This is a genomic window from Marixanthomonas spongiae, from assembly GCF_003095375.1.
Lineage (GTDB): Bacteria > Bacteroidota > Bacteroidia > Flavobacteriales > Flavobacteriaceae > Marixanthomonas > Marixanthomonas spongiae.
In genome coordinates, this window is the sequence record NZ_QEHR01000001.1 from 282,256 (window position 1) to 303,977 (window position 21,722).

Below are 21,722 nucleotides of genomic sequence, written 5' to 3' on the forward strand. Positions count from 1 at the left end.
CTCCCTAATTATATAGTCACTGTTTCCGAAGGCAAAGGATCTTCATCAAAACCAATCGAATCTTTATACACATAATACATAGGCAAATGCACGAAAGAAGCCGTCACAAACACCCCCACAAAACACAACAACATTCCCAATTGCGCAATGAGGCTAGATAAAATGATGAGTCCAAAAATGATAAGCCAGAATTTGTTGCCCAATTTAAAACTTGCCTTGATGATTTCTGAAACGGACAATTGAGGATTAAAAGCAAATAGCACAATAAACAACTGCAAGGGAACCATCACGTAAAATAATGGAAGGTAACATAATAATGTCGCTAAAAGGGCAATCCCCATGGCTGTCAATGACAAAACAAAAAGTTTTCCGAAATTACGTTTCAGAAAAACAAAATAACCACCGGTATCAAGTGGCTTGCCAGTGTCCGCTTTTTGAATAACCTTATAAAAATGGGCGGAAATCCCATAGGCAAACACTTGCGAAACAAGGATCAACACAAGCAAAAGCAAAATATACCCTATAATTACCGGTAATGAATAGGCTACAAAAGGGTCGAATTCCTCTCCATGGGGCAATTTACTATCGGCTATCATCACGGGCACTAATGGAAGGTAAGCCAAAATCATCACGGGAATAGCTATAGCAAATGTAATTAAAACGTGCACGGTGCCTTCTACCCATACTTTTTTGAACAGCTCAAAACTCTTTGACAATACATCGCCAAAATCTGGTTTGTTGGCTTGTTCTACTTTCTGAAATATCACATGTTTCATTTTTTTGATTGGTTTGGTTGTTTAGATGGTAAATTTATAAAAAAGAAAACTGCCATTTTGGCACGAACCCGTTTTTAATTGTATCTTTGCCCATCCAATTGTTTTTATAGCAATTCATATTATTTAGATTGAACTATGGAAGAGAAAATCATTGACGAAAACAAACAAGGCGAAGCGTTGGTTTTAGAACCACAACAGCAAAACGCCAGAAAACTCTATATTGAAAGTTACGGCTGCCAAATGAATTTTAGCGACAGCGAGATTGTGGCCTCCATCTTGGCAAAAGAAGGTTTCAACACCACCCAACAACTGGATGAGGCCGATTTGGTGCTGGTTAACACCTGCTCCATCCGGGACAAGGCCGAACAGACCGTGAGAAAACGCCTTGAAAAATACAACGCCGTAAAACGCACCAATCCAAAAATGAAAGTAGGCGTCTTGGGCTGTATGGCCGAACGCTTAAAAAGCAAGTTTCTGGAAGAAGAAAAAATCGTGGACATGGTAGTAGGCCCCGATGCCTACAAAGACCTCCCCAATTTAATTGAAGAGGTTGAAGCCGGCCGCGATGTCGTAAATGTTATCCTGAGCAAAGAAGAAACTTACGGCGACGTATCACCGGTACGTTTGGGCGGCAATGGCGTAACCGCTTTTGTGAGTATTACCCGTGGCTGCGACAATATGTGCACCTTTTGCGTGGTGCCGTTTACAAGAGGGCGCGAACGCAGCCGTGATCCACAAAGTATTGTAGCCGAAGTAAACGATTTAGCCGAAAAAGGCTACAAAGAAATAACCCTTTTGGGCCAAAACGTGGATAGTTACTTGTGGTACGGCGGCGGGTTGAAAAAAGATTTTAAAAACGCGACCGACATGCAAAAAGCCACGGCCACCAACTTTGCCGGCCTATTGGATTTGGTGGCAACCGCACAACCCAAGATGCGCATTCGGTTTTCTACCAGCAACCCGCAGGATATGACCGAAGACGTGTTGCACAGCATGGCGAAACATAGAAACATTTGCAATTACATCCATCTACCGGTACAAAGCGGAAGTACCCGTATTTTAAAAGAAATGAACCGCCAGCACACCCGCGAAGAATATTTTGAATTGATTGACAAGGTACGCGAAATCATCCCCAATTGTGCCATTTCGCAGGACATGATCGCTGGTTTCCCTACGGAAACAGAACAAGACCACCAAGACACCTTAACCTTAATGGAATACGTTAAGTACGACTTCGGGTTTATGTTTATGTATTCAGAAAGGCCTGGGACCATGGCCGCGCGCAAACTGGAAGACGATGTACCAGAAGCCGTTAAAAAACGCCGGTTGACCGAGATCGTAAACCTGCAACAACAGCACAGCGCTTACCGCACCAAACAGTTTTTGGGCAAAACCGTGGAAGTATTGATTGAAAAAGAATCCAAGAAAAGCGATAAAGAATGGAGCGGCCGTACCGAGCAAAACACCGTTGCGGTTTTCCCAAAAGAACACTATAAAGTAGGCGACTTTGTAAATGTGAAAATAAACGATTGCACTACGGCCACCTTGATTGGGGAAGCTGTGGGATATTCAGAAAATAATTAAGAATGAAAAACGTATTGCTGCTTTTAATCCCCATCCTTTTTTTGAGTTGTTCTTCAGATGATTCAAACAAGGCTGAAGAGACTGAAGAAACGGTTGATTTGAAAATTTCAAAACTAACTGAAGCTCATAACAATGATACTTTCATTAGATATTATAATGAGGACGGAACTGTTTCTAAAGAAATATGGATATTTGATGGAAGTAGTGAAAACGAAAGGCCTTATTCACTTTTTATCTATAATGACCAACAAAATTTAGAAAGCATAAAGTTATATTCTGAAAATGATGAATTTGCACGAAATCATCGCACTTATGAGTATAACAGCAATAATCAATTAGTGAAATTAACCGATTATGGGGATGGCACTCACGAGCCTTATCATACTACATTTACATATAGCACAAATAGAGTTGACTTTGAGGAGTTGGAAACTGAAAGGTCTGGCTATATAAAGTTTGATAATAAAGGAAAGATTATAGAGACGTATCATCAATCAGGTCCAAGTTTTTGGATTACAAATTTTATTAAATACAAGGATAATCAAGTCAGCGAAATAAGTCAACTGAATGGAAGAAAGTATATTTTTGAAACAGTTGATACGCCAAATCCCTTATTTCAATTTTTCATAAAGAAGCCTATGCAATATATCCTTACGGAACATTATTTATATGATATTGATTTTACTTTTGACACTTCATATTCTATTAATAATGTCACAACAATCCATAATATACCGGGAGGAAAAGAAGAAACCGTTTTTCAATATAAGAAAGACGATTACCCCATAAGTTCCACAACGATAAGAGAAGATGGTTCAGTGATTGAAAGGAGTTTTGAATATTATTAAATTAAAAAGACCCCTGCCTTCGCAGGGGGTGACTATGGAAAGCATACAAGCAACAAAACAACGGTTCGGGATTATTGGGGACGACCCCAAATTAAACCGTGCCATAGAAAAAGCCATCCAGGTGGCGCCTACCGATATTTCGGTATTGGTGACCGGCGAGAGTGGTGTAGGAAAAGAAAGCATCCCTAAAATAATCCACGCGCTTTCGCATAGAAAACATGGAAAATACATTGCCGTAAACTGTGGCGCCATCCCGGAAGGAACCATAGACAGTGAGTTATTTGGTCACGAAAAAGGAGCCTTTACCGGTGCAACGGCAACAAGGAGCGGTTATTTTGAAGTTGCCGATGGCGGAACCATTTTCTTAGATGAAGTGGGCGAACTGCCTTTACCTACGCAAGTACGATTGTTACGGGTACTGGAAAACGGCGAATTTTTAAAGGTTGGTTCTTCCAAAATACAAAAAACCGATGTACGCATCGTGGCCGCCACCAATGTGAACATGGCGCAGGCCATTCAAAAAGAAAAATTCAGGGAAGATTTATATTACCGCCTAAGCACGGTAGAAATAAACATCCCGCCGTTGCGCGAACGCAAGGACGACATCCATTTGTTGTTCCGCAAGTTTGCGGCAGATTTTGCCCAAAAATATAAAATGCCCACGGTACGGTTGAACGATGACGCTGTTGAGTTATTATTGAAATACCGCTGGGGCGGAAACATTAGGCAGCTTCGAAATATCGCCGAGCAAATTTCGGTCTTGGAGCAAGAACGTTCCATCTCGCATGAGACCTTAAAAAACTACTTGCCCAACGTAGGCAGCAACCTTCCCGCAATAATCAACACTAAAAAGGAAGAAAGCAGCTTTAGCAACGAGCGCGAGATATTGTACAAAGTGCTGTTCGATATGCAACGCGATGTAAACGATTTAAAAAAATTGACGCTGGAGTTGATGAAGAGCGGGAACGCCAGCAAGGTGCGGGAAGAAAATTCGTCCTTGATCAATAAAATCTACGATGAAGACAACAACCACGAAGAGCACTTGGCATCTATAGTGGAAGATGATGACTCCGCTTCAGATATTGAAGTGCTGGGCATTCCTTCAAAAGTTTCAGAAAAAGACCCTAACCATTCCAGGGGCAATTCCGAAGAAGAAAAAAGAAACGACAAATACGATTTTGCCGAAGAAATCCAAGAAGAAGAAAGCCTCTCGCTTCAGGAAAAAGAACTGGAGCTCATTAAAAAATCTTTGGAAAAATACGACGGAAAACGCAAGGACGCCGCCGAAGAACTCGGCATTTCCGAACGCACCCTTTACCGCAAAATAAAACAGTACAATCTATAACCAAGCAGGCAGTTGAAAAAAATAAAGCACATAATGTTCATTTGCATAACCGCAATGCTGTTGCAAGGTTGTGGCGTGTACTCGTTTACCGGTGCCGATATCGATTATTCACGCACCAAGACCTTTCAGGTAAACCTGTTTCAAAACAACGCCCCAATTGTAGAACCAGGAATTGCGCGGGATTTCACCATTCAGCTGCAAGACCTCTTGCTGAACCAAACAAGCCTTGACCTGGTGAACAATAACGGCGACCTTGTTTACGAAGGCGAAATCGTGGAATATTACATCGCGCCCATCACGGCGACATCGCAGAGCACCGCAGCGCAAAACCGGTTGACCGTAGCCGTGAACGTCCGGTTTTATAACTCCAACGACGAAGAAAAAGACTTTGAGCAACGCTTTTCTTTCTACTACGATTATGATGGTGCCGCACAATTAACCGGCGCCGCACTCGACGATGCGCTAAACGTGATTTTTGAACGCATTACACAAGATATTTTTAACAAATCGCTCGCAAATTGGTAATATTTTGAACACTGAAACCTATACCGATCTACTATCAAAACCTCAACAATTGAACAAAGAGGCCATGGAGCAGTTGGAAGTAGTGATCAGCAAATTCCCCTATTTTCAAAGCGCCCGGGCCTTGCAGTTAAAAGCCCTTAAAAACCAAAGCAGCTTTTTGTACAACGATGCGTTAAAGGTTACTGCCGCTTACACCACCAACCGCGATATTTTGTTTGAATTTATCACTTCGGAAACGTTCGCCCAAAATGAAATTTCGCAGCTCATTCAGCAGCACGATCCGGCGGTCAACGAAATTGAAGTGGTTTCAGAAGATGTTTCCAAACAAACGGCCACTGAACTGGACAACCAGATGAAAGCCGAATTGAAAAAAGCCGAGGCCATTTTGAACCCCGATCTGTTTGAACGCAAATACCACTCGGTGGAAAAGCTGGCCGGTATCCCTTCGGAAGAAGAAACCACAGGCGAACCTGAAGCAACTTCTTCAGAAAAAGATAAAGCCGAAGCAGAAAAAACGCTGGAACTGGACAAACCGATCGATTTTACCAAAAAAGACACGCATTCTTTTAGCGAATGGTTAAAATTGACCCAAGCCAAGCCCATCGACCGATCAGCAGAAAAAAAAACGGAAAGCCAAAAAGTTGATGAAAGTATTTCCGAAGCCTTGCCTGCCTGCATTCAGGAAAAAAAACAAGAAACCCAGACCTCAGATCAAGAACGCAAGTTTAAAATGATTGAAAAGTTCATTCAGGAAAAACCCAAAATAAAACCTGCCGAACAGCAGCTTTCCAAAACCAACCTGGCCGAGCCTTATACCCAAACGCCTAAGGCGTTGATGACCGAGACATTGGCGAAAGTTTACCTGCAACAAAAAAACTATAAAAAGGCCATGCAAGCATATAAAATATTAATTTTGAAAAATCCCGAAAAAAGTGGTTTCTTTGCAGACCAAATTCGTGCAATCGAAAAACTAATAGATACACAATAATATGAGTACGTTTACAATATTTTTAGTCTTGATCATTTTTGTCGCCTTTTTATTGGTGGTAGTCGTTATGGTACAAAACCCCAAAGGAGGCGGATTGTCTTCCACTTTTGGCGGTGGCGGTGGCCAGCAAATGGGCGGTGTTAAAAAAACGACCGACTTTCTCGACAAGAGCACCTGGACCTTGGCCATCGTGCTGTTGGCGTTGATCCTGTTGAGCAACATCCCAATTATGGGCGGAAGCGGCGCAGCCCCAACCGATACCTTTGGCGATGAAGCCATTGAAACCCCAATGCTCGATCCCACTGCGACCGATGCAGACACAGACACTACGGGACAAGGGAACTAAGAAAAGTCCGTTTAAGAGAATTGAAAATGCCAGCTTGTCATAAGCTGGCATTTTTTTTGCCCGTTTTTAAAAAAGAAATCTCTTAAAAAAAAACAATAATTTAAACAAGAAGCATCATCTTGTTTTTCAGCAATATATGACTAATGATGACATTCGTTTATAATTATTAAAATAACAAAGTTTTGACGTATTAATTAGATATATTATATTGTCAGTGCAAATTTAAGCTCCCTTTTTATGAAACCTCTCTTCTTTTTACCTCTACTCCTATTATTTTGTTTTTCCGTTAATGCCCAAGTGGGTATTAACAACACCAATCCTAAGGCTATGCTCGATGTTACTGCAAATAATGCAACATCGCCAAGCAATACAGACGGCATTCTTATTCCTAGATTGGACGCCTTACCAACTAATGTTCCTACTGCAGATCAAAACGGGATGTTAATCTTTCTTACCTCTGCATCTGGTGGTTTTCAGCCTGGATTTTTGTATTGGGATCAAACAATCCCTAATTGGGTTGCCATTAATACCGGCGCCAATACAGGCGCAGGTTGGGAGCTTGAGGGAAATAAAATTGAAGACACTGACTTTTTTGGAACTACGAACAATAAACCCGTTAAAATTTACACCAATAACACCCAGCAATTTAGTTTTACTCCAGATGGGCAACTGAATTTTACCGGCGGAATTGAACTTGGTAATGGCAGCACAGAAACAAGTGGAGGTATTGCTATTGGAAAATCACTACTCTTAGGGGGAAACACTAAAGCAGATAGATACAATACTATTGCTATTGGCAACTCAAGTCAAGCTTTACAAAATTCTGCAGTTGCACTTGGACACAATTCGGAAGCTTCGGGAGTGGCTGCTGTTAGTATTGGCCACCTTAGTAAAGCAGAACAGAAAGCTTCGGCCTTCGGTCCCGAATCCGATGCATCAGGAAAAAGAGCAATAGCTATAGGCAATAAAAGCATTGCATCAGCTGAGAGTGCAATATCTATAGGCGATGAAAGCATTGCATCTGCAAACAATGCTTTAGCATTCGGATATAAAGCAAATGCTTCAGGTAGTAGTGCATTGGCTTTTGGAAGAACAGCGGTAGCAAGTGCTACTGCGACAGCAATTGGAAGTTCTTCTAAGGCTAGCGGTCAATCTGCTATCTCAATAGGTTATTCAGAAGCATCTGGAGAAAAATCGATTGCAATCGGTGGTCAAGGTACTATTGGACCTGGCTTAACTGGTAAAGCAACTGCTTCATTCAAGAATTCAACAGCTATAGGGACAGGTGCTAAAGCCTCTCAAACCGATGCAACCGCCATTGGAAGAGGCTCTAATGCCTCCCAAACTGACGCAATAGCCATTGGAAGATATACTTTGGCGTCAGAGATTGGTTCCGTAGCCATAGGAAGCGAAGCAAATGTGTATGACCAATATGGAATCGCTATTGGTTTTTCAAGTGAAGCTGATGTTAGTAGCATAGGAATTGGTAGATTGGCCAATGCTTACGGCGATCTTTCAGTAGCAATAGGTGATGATTCTGAAGCTGATACAACTGCAGTAGCCATTGGCAATAAAGCTAATGCATATGGGGAAAACTCAATAGCAATTGGAAATGGTGCGAGTGCAGGAACAAACCAAATTCGTTTAGGCAACTCAAATGTAATTTCAATAGGAGGTTATGCAGCTTTTACAAATATATCTGACGGCCGTTTCAAATACGACATACATCATAATGTACCTGGTCTCAAATTCATTAAAAATTTACGTCCAATTACGTATAAACTCAATAGAAAAAAATTAAGTCAATTCAAAAAAGAACATGAAATTGCCTCAAATACTGAACAAATCGAAACTGGTTTTATCGCGCAAGAAGTAGAGGCCCTTGCCAAAAAACTTGACTATGAATTTAACGGTGTCAAGCGTCCAGATGATTTAACAAAAGACAACTACACTCTTAGCTATTCATTATTCGTTGTCCCACTCGTCAAAGCCGTTCAAGAACAACAACAAGAAATTGAAATTTTAAAAAATAAATTAAGCGAGCTGCAAAGTATAAAAGCAGAATTTGATGCTTTAAAGAAAGTTGTTTTAAACACTCAAAAAACAGACAACTCAAAAGATGACTTAATGGATGCTACGGCCAAGTAAAATTCTCAGAATAATACAATTAAACCGCTTTCCTTGAAGGCGGTTTTTTTATGCTAGGTTTTTCGTATAAAAAAATTTATCAGGGGTAATCTTACATTCACTTCTGCCAAGCTGGCATTTTTTGTTTCAATGTGTCAGTTTTAAAGGCAGTGGCACAGTTTCTGCCTATTAAAATCCCGAACATAAAAACAATAAGTTTAACAAGCTTCCTCCCTACACTATTTAGGGTTCTTGGAAGTTATAAATCAAAAAAGAAATATGGCAGTAAAGATTCAACCCCTTTCAGACCGGGTTCTGGTAGAACCACAAGAAGCAGAAACCAAAACTGCAAGCGGCATCATCATTCCTGATTCGGCCAAAGAAAAACCACAAAAAGGAACCGTGGTAGCCGTAGGAAAAGGTAAAAAAGACCACGAAATGACCGTGAAAAAAGGCGATACCGTACTTTACGGAAAATATTCTGGCACCGATTTAAAGTATGAAGGGAAAGACTACCTTATCATGCGCGAAGATGATATTTTAGCGATCATCTAAGGGTGTTGTAAAACACAAGCAAATTTTTTTATAAAAGTAAATACCTGTTCTCCTCCCCTTCGGGAGGAGATGTCCGCAGGACAGAGGGGGACACCTCAATAAAAATAAAATTAACCTAAAACTTCCACCTTCAAGGAAGTTTAAAAATCAAAGATTTTTAAAATGGCAAAAGATATAAAATTTGATGTAGAAGCACGCAACGCGATAAAAAGCGGTGTAGATGCATTGGCAAACGCAGTAAAAGTAACGTTAGGCCCAAAAGGTCGCAATGTAATTATTAGCAAATCCTTTGGTGCGCCACAAGTGACCAAGGACGGTGTAACCGTTGCAAAGGAAATTGAACTGGAAGATGCTCTCGAAAACATGGGCGCCCAGATGGTAAAGGAAGTAGCCAGCAAAACCAACGACCTTGCTGGTGATGGTACGACCACAGCAACCGTTTTAGCACAGGCCATTGTTAAAGAAGGCCTTAAAAACGTTGCTGCCGGCGCAAACCCAATGGAACTGAAAAGAGGAATCGACAAAGCTGTTGAAACCATCGTTGCAGAGCTTGAGAAGCAAACCACTAAAGTGGGGAACTCTTCCGATAAAATAAAACAAGTCGCTTCCATATCGGCCAACAATGATGAGCAAATTGGCGATTTAATTGCCAAAGCGTTCGGCAAAGTTGGTAAAGAAGGAGTGATCACTGTAGAAGAAGCCAAAGGAACCGAAACCTACGTGGACGTAGTGGAAGGAATGCAGTTTGACCGTGGATTCTTGTCACCTTATTTTGTGACCGACAGCGAAAAAATGCAAACGGAACTGGAAAACCCTATGATTCTTCTTTTCGATAAGAAAATCACCAATATGAAGGACTTACTTCCCGTATTGGAACCTGTTGCGCAACAAGGAAAACCGCTATTGATCATTGCTGAAGACGTGGAAGGCGAAGCATTAGCTACCTTAGTGGTGAACAAATTGCGCGGAAGCCTAAAAATTGCTGCTGTAAAAGCACCAGGGTTTGGCGACCGTAGAAAAGCTATGCTGGAAGACATCGCTATTTTGACCGGTGGAACCGTAATTTCAGAAGAACGCGGCTTCACGCTAGAAAATGCAACTGTTGATATGTTAGGTTCTGCTGAAAACGTAACCATTGACAAAGACAACACCACTATTGTAAACGGTGCTGGAAACAAAAGCGACATCAAAGCAAGAGTAGGGCAAATTAAAGCCCAGATAGAATCGACCACCAGCGACTACGATAAAGAGAAGCTGCAAGAGCGTTTGGCCAAGTTGGCCGGCGGTGTAGCCGTATTGTACGTAGGTGCCGCTTCTGAAGTGGAAATGAAAGAGAAAAAAGACCGTGTGGACGATGCCTTGCACGCCACCCGTGCCGCTGTAGAAGAAGGTATTGTTGCCGGAGGTGGCGTAGCGTTTGTGCGCACCCTGAAAAAACTGGAAAAATTGACCACCGACACTTTGGATGAGTCAACTGGAATCCAGATTGTGGCACGCGCCATCGAAGCACCTTTGCGCACCATTGTTGAAAACGCGGGAGGTGAAGGTTCGGTTGTCATCAATAAAGTGTTGGAAGGCAAGAAGAACTTTGGTTACGATGCCAAAACAGAAGATTATGTAGATATGCTGAAAGCAGGGATCATCGATCCTAAAAAAGTAACGCGTATTGCACTGGAAAATGCTGCTTCGGTAGCCGGCATGATCTTGACCACCGAATGTGCTTTGGTTGACATTAAAGAAGACAACGAAGGCGGTGGCGGAATGCCCCCAATGGGCGGCGGAATGCCAGGCATGATGTAAGCCTAAGCTACACAAGGCCAAAACAATACAAATGAATAATTTGTTATAAAAAAGTCCTTTGGTTTAAATCCAAAGGACTTTTTGCTTTAACTATGTTCTGTTTTTACTTCTTTTAAAAATCATTCATTTTGAGAGATGGTTTAACGTTCAGTCCGTTGTGCTCATCGTGGATTTTTCTTAGCATTCTTCGTGGTTAGATTAGTTGAGCACACACGCCATCTTGGTTTATTTTAAGAACCAAAAAAACCACCTTTTTTAAGGGTGGTCTCTCTCCTCATTAAGTTTCTTTTTTACACCTACAAAGTTTAAAAACCTTGCAGGAAAGGTTTATACGAAATAAACCCGCCACAAATTACTTCTTCTTAGCAGCAGTCTGTGGAGCCTTTTTAGCCTGTTTTTTAGGCTGTGCCTTTGCAGGCATCGGCTTACTGTTTGACTTTTGTTGTCCCATAATATTCTAATTTAAGAACACTGTAAATTTACGTCGAAAAAGTATTCGTGATACGCTGTTAGCTAAAATTTAACTAAACTTTTTTCAAGGTTTATAAACATATCAACCGGCTAATCACTCTGTTTCGGTAGCTTTCTTTTTATAAACAACCATACTGCTTGCCAGGTAATTCAAAATAAAAAGCCTATCGTTTTGCAGGTAAACCTCGGAAGGGCTCTTGATGTCTTTGGTAAGTTCCTGAAGTAATTCCCCCTGGTGGTCATAAACCAACACACGGTTGTTGTCAAAATCGGTTACAAAAAGTTCTTTTTCAGAAACAAACAACCCCATCGCCACATCGATACTGTCTTGTTCGCCAATAGTATTCAGCAACTTCCCGTCTTTGCTATACACCTGCACCCGGTTGTTGTACCCATCGGCCACCCAGATGTTGTCTTGGGTGATCTGCACATCGGTGGGTTGGTTTAATGCCGCTTCTTCTGTAGCGTTTTTACCAATGTGAAGCCAGTCTTTGCCATTATTGGAATACAGCACCTGATTATCCTCGAAATACGAAACCGCCATCTCATTCTCGAAAACCGAGACTGCAGAGGGCTTGGAAAGACTATCCCCAACAGGTATTACAGCCCGCTGCACGCCAGAGGTTATCATCACTTGATTGTTGTTGAACTCGGGCACAAACAGGTTTTTGCCATCGGTAGCTATGTGCATGGGGCGGACAAATGAGTCTAAAGTCTGTATGGCTTCGTTGTTTTCGGCTACTGAAACAATGCGGTTGCCAACGGCATCGCTCACCCAAAGTGTGTTGCTTATTTCTGCAATTCCCATCGGGCTTACCCCTTCCAGTTTAATGGTTTTTACCGCTTGCCATTTCGGCGGTTCTTCTTTGTTGGAGTTTGAGCAAGAAGCCAGTAAAACGACAGCAAACAGCAATGCAACTAAATTTTTCATACAGAAAATTTCATATATACAAAAAAAAGCAACGACCAAGTATTGGCCAAAACAGTTTCACTTATTGTATTTCGGCATCTACCCGACCACATTTCAGCATTTTATCGCCAAAATAGGGGTTCATGATATCCTTGCTTTCACTCAACCAGTAGGCACCTTCGTTGTTGAAGGCCATTGGGCAGTACTGTTTGTAAATGGTACCGGAAGCCAAAGCGTCGTCCATCATTTTTTCAACTTCGGAAGTAACGGTAACAAAAGCGGTACGCTGGGCTTTAATATCATCGCTTTCTTCAATATCCTGTACAGCTTGCAATGCGACATCGTCCACGCCCACATTGGCAAAAGCAGTCATAAGTTCTGATGCTTTCGCTGAGGCTTTTTCGGCATCGGTGTTTACTAAAGCTGTTTTCAATTGTATGTATTGGTCAAAAACCTTGGCCATTTTTTCATCTTTAAATTCGGCATCGGTTTTTGCTGCGGTATAGGGTTCACTTTCCGCGTTGGTATCAACGGTTTTTATTTCCGGTTCGGCTTGTTTTTTAGTGTCATTGCACGAAATAGCGGTGATCGCCACGAATAAAACAGAAAGAAATGCGTACTTTTTCATAAGAATGGTTTTCAAAAATTAATATCTTCCAAAGATACAAAATGCTTTATGATTTTTTCTGAAAATAGAACGCCGGCAACAAGATCAATAAAAACAACGGTTGAATCAAAAAACGGCGCACGTAGAAAAGGGTGAGGTAATTTCCCTCTTGATAGGTGTAAAGCAACAGGATATAGGCCAATGCGAGTATTAAGAATAAGACAGCATACAACAGCAGGGACAGTTTTAGTATTTCGGTCTTTTTAAAAAGCAGCCAAATAACGCATAACGACAAGACGGTGTTTAGCACATACCTTATAAAAATGTTCCCCAATAGCTTGAAGCCGTCAAAAGCAGGAAGTTCTTGGCTTAGATACCCTGTTTCAAAAAATACAGTCAGCGGGTCGTAAAAGAGCGTTGTTTCAAAAAAACGAACAGCGACCAAACCCAGTACGGCCAACAGCAATAAAAACACTGTTAATGGTTTACCCATTGCTTTGTGGTTTTATTGAAATTCCGCGCACCCAAAACAACCACAAAAAAAACACCATGCCATAGATAATGGCGGGAAACACAATTTTGTGCAAAAACTCATTGTATTCGGGGTAATGGTACAGTGCGATGGTTAAAATTGCAATGCGCAGGATATTCACCGCATACAGCAAGGCTACGCCAGCAAAAATAAAAAGAAGTGTTTTTTTAACTTTTTGCGCAAAAGCAATTATAAACGAAACAAACAAGATTAAAATGCTTATCGCATTGCAGCCTTCAACTACGCGCGCCAAAAACACCTCATTAATGTAAAGCCCCATCGACGATCCCGGTACATCTGGCTTTACCATTGCCTCGTACCCAAAGGCACGAATCACTTCGTTGCTTTGCCGAGCCACCAGATTGGTAAAAAAATCGGGATAAAAGGCACCATTTTCAGCGTACTTTAAATACAACGAGTACAAAAAAGTAAACAACAGATAAGTGCCCAAAAACAGAAGCACAAAGCGGACAACCTCCTTATATTTTACAAACAGTTTTTTCAATGAATCCGAATAAATTTTAACAAAAATAAAGCATTTACCGTTGGCGTTTGTCTTGGTTTTAAAATACTTTTACCTATAAATAAACAATTATGCCTTTTGACGCTTTAAAACCCAAAGTAACCACAATTTTAGCACATGACAAGGAAAGCATTGGCCAACGCCTAACAGAAATCTGCGAACTGTTACAGACTACCATGGGCTATTACGACTGGGTTGGGTTTTATTTTGCCAACCACAAGGAAAAAACCTTGCATTTAAAAGCTTTTGCCGGCGAACCTACCGACCATACCGTCATCCCCTTTGGAAAAGGCATCTGTGGACAAGTGGCCGAAACCAATTCCAATTTTGTGGTGGCCGATGTAAAAGCCCAGAACAACTACATTGCGTGCAGTATGTACGTAAAAGCAGAAATTGTGGTCCCATTATTTAAAGACGGAAAAAACGTTGGACAAATAGACATCGACTCCCATACCGAAGATCCTTTTTCGGAAGAAGATGAACGTTTTCTAGAATGGGTAAACCAGCAAGTTGCTGAAATATTGTAGATTGCCGGGTGCGGGAAGCTCAAATCTTTTCTTTTTTTGTGACTTCCATCTAAATAAAATCCATTCCACCGATTTTAATTTGAAAGCCGACACTACTTGAACACATCAAGTGGAAATAGAACTAATTTATCTTCACAGTAGTGTTTTATTAAATATCTATATATTTGATGGGAATATTATTGACTAATCAATAGTTCTTGCCTATTATTTCCGGTAAAATTTTCTATGTCAATACAACAACAACTCCTATACACCGTAAAATCTTTTTTCTTATGTATGTTTTAAAAACTATCCAAAAAGTAGTGCCCGTAGCAATAGTTGGCATTTTATTGACAAGCTATTGTGCGTCAGCGCAAACCAATTTTAGCAAACATTACCAGTATACAACCAACAGCAACCAGGCCGACATTGAAATAAGGGTGGGTGATATTGACAACCTTGGTTTCGGCTGGTCGGAAGGGTTCGATCCTTTTTGCGGCAAAAACACTAAAAAACACAAATATCCTTGGGATATCGACCCGAAAGACCCTCCAGGAACCGACAAGATCATCCTTGGAAGCGGCTATAAGGGTAAAGGCAGAAGCGACGGCTACGCAGCCAGGACCAAAAGGCCGGATAACGCTCCAACCCCCATTACAATAGAATATGATAAAGTAAACATTCCTATAAAAAACGTGATCATCCAGCTTTTTGCAGACGATTTTCAAGCCCCCGTTTGGGGATCGTCGTTCCAATTTTCAGTGGACGGAAAACGGCTTCCCTATGTTGAAAAAGTACTCAACTCCCTCAAGCAAACCGGGCCTATTGGCAAATTGGTAAACCTCGGTATTTTACCCGAAGACATAGCATTATTTGCCGATGGAAAAGTTGAAATCCTTATCGACGATCCTTTAACAGGCGCAGGCGATGGTTTTGCAATAGACTTTGTTAACGTGCTCATTAACCCTAAAGGCAACTACGAATGCACAGGCACTGTTTACGGAGTGGTCTTGGATGAACAGCGTAATCCTGTACAAAATGTTTCCGTTAACACCAATGCACTTGCAGAAACGTTAAGCGATGCAGAAGGTAAGTTTAATTTTCAAGATATTCCGGTAGGGCTCATTTCCGTCAATGGAAATAAAAGCGGATATGAATCGGCAAACGTAGTGGTAGAGTTAAATAAAGACGATAAAAAGAGGGTAGAGCTCATTCTAAAACAAAAAAAGGAATCTGGCGAGTTTATGAAAGAACAGCTTGACAAAAAAGGTTCTGTGGACCTTTACGGGATTTATTTCGACACCAATAAAGATGCTCCCAAACCTGAATCCAAAGCTACTTTAGAGGCTTTAACCAACCTACTTAATGAAAACCCAGAATTATCGCTTACCATTGTTGGGCATACAGACGCTGACGGCACTGAATCTGCAAACCAAGACCTCTCCAACAGAAGAGCCAAATCCATCATCAAATTGCTCATTGCCAAAGGAATTGACGCGGCAAGACTCAAAGCCGAGGGAAAAGGTGAAAAAGCACCCGTAGCCAGCAATAAAACCGAAACAGGAAAAGCACTGAATAGAAGGGTGGAAATAAAGAAAAATTAAGCTTAAGAAGACACAAGTTGGAACCTCGAAGGCGAAGCCCAAAGCTTGAAAATTGGTTTTTTTTAAAATTTGGGTTTAAAGTTTGAAATTTTTCCGAATAGTTACATCCCTGTCCTAATCGCCTCAACCGGATCCAGTTTTGAAGCTGAAATTGCCGGAAGAATACCCGATATAAGCCCAATTACTGCTGAAATGGCCGTACCGACAAACATATTCCACAGAGACAGCACAAACTCAAAATCACCCGTAAATTGAGACGCTAAAATTGAAACCAAAAAGACCAGGAATAACCCGATCAACCCACCAATTACAGCCAAAATAACCGCCTCAAACAAAAACTGCAGCAAGATAAACCGGTTTTTGGCACCCAACGATTTTTGTATCCCAATTAAATTGGTCCGTTCCTTTACGCTCACAAACATAATATTGGCAATGCCAAAACCGCCCACCAGCAAGGAAAATCCACTGATAAACCATCCCGCCAAATTCATTTGGCTAGTAATATTATCAATCAAATCGGCGAAGCCCTGCAATTGGTTGACAAAAAAACTGCTTACCTCATCGGGTTTAAGGCCTCTTTTCAGCCGCAGTTTTTGTCCTAACAGGGCAATGAACTCTTCGTTGTCTATATCTTTTTTTGGCTTGATCACAATTTGCGGAAAGGTACTTTTATTGTTGTCGCCATACATACGCCGCACTATGTTCACCGGCATCCATACGGAAGTATCTTTAGAGCCGCCAAACAAGCCCGCTCCTTCTTTTTCAAGGACCCCGATTACTGTAAATTTCCTGCCGTAAATACGCACTTGCTTACCAATGGCCTGTTCGCTTCCGTTAAATAGTTTTTGGGCAATTTCATACCCCAATACCACCACGGGCGAGCCGCTGTTGGATTCGGCTCCATTAAAAAACCTGCCCGAGTCCAACTGCAGGGCCTCAATGTAATAGTAACTGCTGGTTACTGCGCCAATGGGTACATCACTAATTTGGTTGTCTCCGTATTTAATGGTCTCATTGGGCACATTTAAAGTATAAGTGGCATAATCTAGGTTAGGCACACTGCTTTCAAGGTATTGGTATTCTTCGTACGTTACCATGGGAAACTGCTCCCGTTTCCATCGCGGCACATGGGTTGGCCCAAAGGAGAAATGCGATAGGATAATCGTGCTTTTATCCAGTGAACTGATATTGCCCTCTATTTCCTTTTTAAGCGAATCGACCGCCGCCAATACCGCTATAATGGAAAAAATACCAATGGTAACCCCCACCAACGACAAAAAGGTGCGAAGTTTGTTGTTTTTAAGCGCATTGACCGCAAAGCCAAAGCTTTCTTTTAAAACCCGTAAATAAACCAACATTCGTTTTTCAGGAATTTAATGGTAAAGCAATATATCACTGCTGTTTCTATTGAAAACCGTTTCATTGCTTTTAAAACCACAAGGTATCAAAATTGTTTGGAAACAGTTTGAAACCATAAGACGGATTCTGCATTATTTTGTTACAGTTTTATAGGTAATTATGTACTTTTGCCGCCTGCCACTCAAGTTAAAAGCAAAAACCGGCAGGGTTTAAATTTCATTTCATGGGCAACACAAAAAAAATCACTTCGGCATTAATTTCGGTATTCCATAAAGATGGGCTGGCCCCTATTGTTAAGCAACTTGACAAACTGGGTGTAACCATCTATTCTACGGGCGGAACACAAAAATTCATCAACGATCTGGGCGTGGATGTCATTCCTGTTGAAGACGTGACCGATTACCCTTCCATTCTTGGTGGTCGAGTAAAAACACTGCACCCAAAGGTTTTTGGCGGTATTTTAAACCGGCAAGACAACGATGACGATGTAGCCGAAATGGAACAGTACAACATCCCGCAGCTGGATTTGGTGATCGTGGACTTATACCCTTTTGAAAAAACAGTCACTTCGGGCGCTTCGGAAGCGGATATTATTGAAAAAATAGATATTGGCGGTATTTCCTTAATCCGTGCCGCAGCCAAAAACTTTAAGGATACGCTTTGCGTTTCTTCTATGGAAGATTACGAAGAAGTGTTGCAGTTAATTTCAGAAAACAAGGGTTCAGTTTCATTAAACGACAGAAAGAAATTCGCTGCAAAAGCTTTTAATGTTTCATCGCATTACGACTCAGCAATATTCAATTATTTTAATTCCGAAGAAAAAATCACGTCACTGAAAATAAGCGAAACAAAAGGCAAGGTATTGAGGTATGGCGAAAACCCGCATCAAAAAGGGTATTTTTTTGGGGATTTTGATGCCATGTTCGATAAATTACACGGAAAAGAATTAAGTTACAACAACCTCTTGGATGTGGATGCGGCCGTAAATCTAATGGCTGAATTTAAAAACGAGGCCCCAACTTTCGCCATATTAAAACACAACAACGCCTGCGGAATTGCCCAACGCGAAACCGTGAAACAGGCGTACTTAGACGCATTGGCAGGCGATCCGGTTTCGGCATTCGGTGGTATTTTAATCAGTAATACCGAAATTGATGAAGCAACTGCCGAAGAGATTCATAAGCTCTTCTGCGAAGTGGTGATCGCCCCTTCTTTTTCAGAAAAAGCATTGGAAACCCTGAAAGGAAAAAAGAACAGGATAGTGCTAATGCAGAAAGAAACGAAACTTCCTGAAACCATCACCAGAAGTTGTTTGAACGGTGCTTTGGTACAGGACAAAGATAACAAAACGGATACTAAAGAAGAATTAACGCACAAAACCAACAATAAACCGACCGATAGTGAGTTAGAAGATTTGTTGTTTGCTTCAAAAATATGCAAGCACACCAAGAGCAACACCATTGTTTTAGCCAAAAACAAACAGCTTTGTGCCAGCGGGACTGGGCAAACCTCGCGGGTAGATGCGCTACGGCAAGCCATTGAAAAAGCGAAGAGCTTTAAGTTCAACTTAGATGGGGCTGTTATGGCCAGTGATGCTTTTTTTCCGTTTCCAGATTGTGTGGAAATAGCGGACAAGGCCGGAATTACGGCAGTAATCCAACCCGGAGGCTCCATAAAAGACGAGCTGAGCATTGATTATTGCAACGAAAACAATATGGCCATGGTATTTACCGGTACCCGTCATTTTAAACACTAAAAATGTTACATTTGTGAACAGCAGCAGCTTATCACGTATAATTTCAATACCACCAACATAAACTATGGGATTTTTTGATTTCTTAACAGAAGAAATAGCCATCGATTTAGGAACCGCCAACACCCTCATCATCCACAACGACAAGGTTGTGGTAGATGCCCCCTCCATCGTTGCACGCGACCGCAGTACCGGAAAAATCATCGCCGTGGGCCGCGAAGCCAGCATGATGCAAGGGAAAACGCACGAAAACATTAAAACAATACGCCCGCTCAAAGATGGTGTAATTGCCGATTTTGACGCCAGTGAAAAAATGATCAATATGTTCATCAAGGACATTCCGGCGTTAAAGAAAAAATGGCTTACCCCTTCCCTAAGAATGGTCGTTTGTATTCCCAGCGGGATTACCGAGGTGGAAATGCGCGCGGTTAAAGAAAGTGCCGAACGGGTAAACGGCAAAGAAGTGTATCTTATCCACGAACCTATGGCAGCGGCCATTGGTATTGGTGTGGATATTATGCAGCCCAAAGGAAATATGGTGGTCGATATAGGAGGTGGTACTACTGAAATTGCCGTAATAGCCTTAGGCGGAATTGTTTGCGACAAATCGGTTAAAATTGCGGGCGATGTGTTCACCAACGATATTATTTATTATATGCGCACCCAGCACAACTTGTATGTTGGAGAACGCACTGCTGAAAAAATAAAAATCCAAATAGGGGCAGCGACCGAAGATTTGGAGCTTCCGCCCGAAGAAATGTCGGTGCAAGGACGTGATTTGCTTACCGGAAAACCAAAACAGGTGCAGACGTCGTTCAGGGAAATAGCGAAAGCATTGGATAAATCCATACTGCGTATTGAAGATGCGGTTATGGAAACTTTATCGCAAACCCCTCCCGAATTAGCTGCCGATATTTACAATACCGGTATTTACCTGGCCGGTGGTGGTTCTATGCTAAGGGGGCTGGACAAACGACTGTCCCAAAAAACCGATCTTCCAGTTTATATCGCCGAAGACCCGTTGCGGGCAGTAGTACGTGGCACGGGAATCTGCCTGAAAAACCTGAACAAATACAAAAGTGTATTGATAAAATAAACCGCCTTGGCTTAAAAAGGGACGGCTGCACCAAAAGCATTAAAAGCACGTTTATGACATGAGATTTCATGCCTAAGTTTAAAAAAGAGGAACCAACACCATTGCCCTGTACCGCAAAACAATCCTAAAATTTAAGGCACATGCAACAGATAATCTTTTTCTTTATTCGGAATAAAAACTTCCTGTTGTTTGCTGTCTTGTTTTTTGTTTCAGTTTACTTAACCATACAAACGCATGGCTACCACAATGGCAAATATGTGAGTTCGGCCAATTTTATAAGTGGAAACGTTTTTAGCGCCAAGAGCAATGTAACCGGGTATTTTGGCCTTGACGAGCAAAACCAGCGGCTTTTGGAAGAGAACAAAAGGCTGAGAACGCAACTGGAAGCGTTAAAAAGCAGCGATGAAAGCCATGGTGCAGACAGCATCACAATCCCTTCTGGGTTCAAATACAAAAGTGCCCGAATTATCAACAACACCTATTCAAAATCAAAAAACTACCTCACGCTCCAAAAAGGGAAAAAAGACAGTGTTAAAATCGATATGGGCGTTATTTCTTCAAAAGGGATCATCGGTATTGTTAATGCCGTTTCAGAAAACTTTTCGACCGTCCAGTCCATTTTGAACACCGAGAGCCAGATCAATGCCCGGTTAAAAAAATCGAACCACTTTGGTACGTTGACTTGGGACACCAAAGACCCAAATATCGTTCAGTTAATAGACATTCCCAGATTGGCTCCCGTAAAATTTGGTGACACCATAATCACTGGCGGAAAATCGACCATTTTCCCCGAAGGAATATTAATTGGCACCATACAAGAATACAACCTTGACGAAGCCGATAATTACTACGATCTGCAAGTTAAGCTGTTCAATGATATGACCAACTTAAAACACGTCTATTTAATCGAAAATACGAACAGCGAAGAAATCCTGCAACTCGAAAACCAAGTAGAACATGCAGAATAACGCCATTTTAATAAATGCCTTACGCTTTGTGCTGTTGGTTTTATTGCAGGTATTGCTGCTCAACCACATTAATTTTTTAGGATATATCAACCCTTACGGCTATATCCTTTTTATAGTGCTTTTTCCGCTGGACGGCAACAAAGGGCTATTGATTTTTCTAAGTTTTTTATTAGGCTTTTCCATAGACATTTTTGGCGATTCGGGCGGGGTGCATGCGGCAGCTTCTGTGCTTATCGCTTATGTGCGGCCTTGGATACTCAAATTTTCTTTCGGCATCAGTTATGAGCACAATAACATAAAAATCTACAAGACCTCTATGGCACAGCGGTTTTCATATATTTCCATATTGGTGCTACTGCATCATATTATTCTGTTTAGTCTTGAAGTATTTAATTTTTCCCACATACTTTTAATATTAAAATCAACGTTATTTTCAGGAATTTTTACTATACTGCTATTAATGAGTTTATTAATTTTATTCAGCAGGAAAAACTAACGA

Annotated in this window: 21 protein-coding genes; 15 read left to right on the top strand and 6 right to left on the bottom strand. The window is 41.4% G+C overall.

Going from position 1 to position 21,722, the window contains the following annotated elements; genetic code table 11:
• Positions 1 to 8 precede the first annotated feature (8 nt).
• Complete coding sequence (locus DDV96_RS01395; RefSeq protein WP_116692944.1) at positions 9 to 776, bottom strand: hypothetical protein; 768 nt, start codon at positions 774 to 776, stop codon at positions 9 to 11.
• A 135-nt stretch (positions 777 to 911) separates the two neighbouring features.
• Between DDV96_RS01395 and miaB the strand changes: the two genes are divergently transcribed.
• The 9 genes from miaB (at position 912) to groL (ending at position 10,894) form a co-directional block, all read left to right on the top strand.
• On the top strand, positions 912 to 2,360 hold the full coding sequence (miaB, locus tag DDV96_RS01400; RefSeq protein ID WP_116692945.1) for a tRNA (N6-isopentenyl adenosine(37)-C2)-methylthiotransferase MiaB: 1,449 nt from the start codon (positions 912 to 914) through the stop codon (positions 2,358 to 2,360).
• A gap of 2 nt (positions 2,361 to 2,362) precedes the next feature.
• Positions 2,363 to 3,208, top strand: coding sequence for a hypothetical protein (locus DDV96_RS01405; RefSeq protein WP_116692946.1), 846 nt, complete (start codon positions 2,363 to 2,365; stop codon positions 3,206 to 3,208).
• A gap of 34 nt (positions 3,209 to 3,242) precedes the next feature.
• Positions 3,243 to 4,553: a sigma-54 interaction domain-containing protein gene (locus tag DDV96_RS01410; protein ID WP_116692947.1), complete on the top strand. Its 1,311-nt coding sequence runs from the start codon at positions 3,243 to 3,245 to the stop codon at positions 4,551 to 4,553.
• A 33-nt stretch (positions 4,554 to 4,586) separates the two neighbouring features.
• Positions 4,587 to 5,078, top strand: coding sequence for an LptE family protein (locus DDV96_RS01415; RefSeq protein ID WP_116692948.1), 492 nt, complete (start codon positions 4,587 to 4,589; stop codon positions 5,076 to 5,078).
• 4 nt (positions 5,079 to 5,082) lie between these two features.
• Positions 5,083 to 6,066 (top strand): hypothetical protein, encoded by a 984-nt coding sequence (locus tag DDV96_RS01420; RefSeq protein WP_116692949.1) that lies wholly within the window; start codon positions 5,083 to 5,085, stop codon positions 6,064 to 6,066.
• Between the two features lies 1 nt (position 6,067).
• Positions 6,068 to 6,412 carry a preprotein translocase subunit SecG gene (gene secG / locus DDV96_RS01425; RefSeq protein ID WP_116692950.1) on the top strand — a complete coding sequence of 115 codons (345 nt, stop codon included), beginning with the start codon at positions 6,068 to 6,070 and terminating at the stop codon, positions 6,410 to 6,412.
• 237 nt (positions 6,413 to 6,649) lie between these two features.
• Positions 6,650 to 8,560, top strand: a complete 1,911-nt coding sequence (locus tag DDV96_RS01430; protein ID WP_116692951.1) for a tail fiber domain-containing protein — start codon at positions 6,650 to 6,652, stop codon at positions 8,558 to 8,560.
• A gap of 258 nt (positions 8,561 to 8,818) precedes the next feature.
• Positions 8,819 to 9,094, top strand: coding sequence for a co-chaperone GroES (locus DDV96_RS01435; RefSeq protein WP_116692952.1), 276 nt, complete (start codon positions 8,819 to 8,821; stop codon positions 9,092 to 9,094).
• Between the two features lie 162 nt (positions 9,095 to 9,256).
• The gene (gene groL / locus DDV96_RS01440) at positions 9,257 to 10,894 is read left to right on the top strand and encodes a chaperonin GroEL (RefSeq protein ID WP_116692953.1); all 1,638 of its coding nucleotides are present in this window, start codon (positions 9,257 to 9,259) and stop codon (positions 10,892 to 10,894) included.
• 565 nt (positions 10,895 to 11,459) lie between these two features.
• Here groL and DDV96_RS01445 read toward each other — a convergent pair.
• The 4 genes from DDV96_RS01445 to xrtF form a co-directional block, all read right to left on the bottom strand.
• Positions 11,460 to 12,296, bottom strand: a complete 837-nt coding sequence (locus tag DDV96_RS01445; RefSeq protein WP_116692954.1) for an NHL repeat-containing protein — start codon at positions 12,294 to 12,296, stop codon at positions 11,460 to 11,462.
• A gap of 61 nt (positions 12,297 to 12,357) precedes the next feature.
• Positions 12,358 to 12,903, bottom strand: coding sequence for a DUF3347 domain-containing protein (locus DDV96_RS01450; protein WP_116692955.1), 546 nt, complete (start codon positions 12,901 to 12,903; stop codon positions 12,358 to 12,360).
• 46 nt (positions 12,904 to 12,949) lie between these two features.
• Positions 12,950 to 13,375 carry an exosortase F system-associated membrane protein gene (locus DDV96_RS01455; protein ID WP_116692956.1) on the bottom strand — a complete coding sequence of 142 codons (426 nt, stop codon included), beginning with the start codon at positions 13,373 to 13,375 and terminating at the stop codon, positions 12,950 to 12,952.
• Entirely contained in the window at positions 13,368 to 13,919 is a 552-nt protein-coding gene (gene xrtF / locus DDV96_RS01460; protein WP_116692957.1) for an exosortase family protein XrtF, read from the bottom strand. The genes DDV96_RS01455 and xrtF overlap by 8 nt, the downstream gene beginning before the upstream one ends.
• Positions 13,920 to 14,008: 89 nt before the next feature.
• Between xrtF and DDV96_RS01465 the strand changes: the two genes are divergently transcribed.
• Positions 14,009 to 14,464, top strand: coding sequence for a GAF domain-containing protein (locus DDV96_RS01465; RefSeq protein WP_116692958.1), 456 nt, complete (start codon positions 14,009 to 14,011; stop codon positions 14,462 to 14,464).
• 272 nt (positions 14,465 to 14,736) lie between these two features.
• The gene (locus DDV96_RS01470; RefSeq protein WP_116692959.1) at positions 14,737 to 16,047 is read left to right on the top strand and encodes an OmpA family protein; all 1,311 of its coding nucleotides are present in this window, start codon (positions 14,737 to 14,739) and stop codon (positions 16,045 to 16,047) included.
• 101 nt (positions 16,048 to 16,148) lie between these two features.
• On the opposite strand, the gene DDV96_RS01475 is transcribed toward DDV96_RS01470, so the two are convergent.
• Positions 16,149 to 17,405 carry an ABC transporter permease gene (locus DDV96_RS01475; protein ID WP_116692960.1) on the bottom strand — a complete coding sequence of 419 codons (1,257 nt, stop codon included), beginning with the start codon at positions 17,403 to 17,405 and terminating at the stop codon, positions 16,149 to 16,151.
• 224 nt (positions 17,406 to 17,629) lie between these two features.
• On the opposite strand from DDV96_RS01475, the gene purH reads away from it, so the two are divergent.
• From purH to DDV96_RS01495, 4 genes are all read left to right on the top strand, one after another.
• Positions 17,630 to 19,162: a bifunctional phosphoribosylaminoimidazolecarboxamide formyltransferase/IMP cyclohydrolase gene (gene purH / locus DDV96_RS01480; protein WP_116692961.1), complete on the top strand. Its 1,533-nt coding sequence runs from the start codon at positions 17,630 to 17,632 to the stop codon at positions 19,160 to 19,162.
• A gap of 64 nt (positions 19,163 to 19,226) precedes the next feature.
• Positions 19,227 to 20,255, top strand: coding sequence for a rod shape-determining protein (locus DDV96_RS01485; protein ID WP_116692962.1), 1,029 nt, complete (start codon positions 19,227 to 19,229; stop codon positions 20,253 to 20,255).
• Between the two features lie 140 nt (positions 20,256 to 20,395).
• Positions 20,396 to 21,223: a rod shape-determining protein MreC gene (mreC, locus tag DDV96_RS01490; RefSeq protein ID WP_116692963.1), complete on the top strand. Its 828-nt coding sequence runs from the start codon at positions 20,396 to 20,398 to the stop codon at positions 21,221 to 21,223.
• Entirely contained in the window at positions 21,213 to 21,719 is a 507-nt protein-coding gene (locus DDV96_RS01495; protein WP_116692964.1) for a rod shape-determining protein MreD, read from the top strand. The genes mreC and DDV96_RS01495 overlap by 11 nt, the downstream gene beginning before the upstream one ends.
• Positions 21,720 to 21,722: the final 3 nt, after the last annotated feature.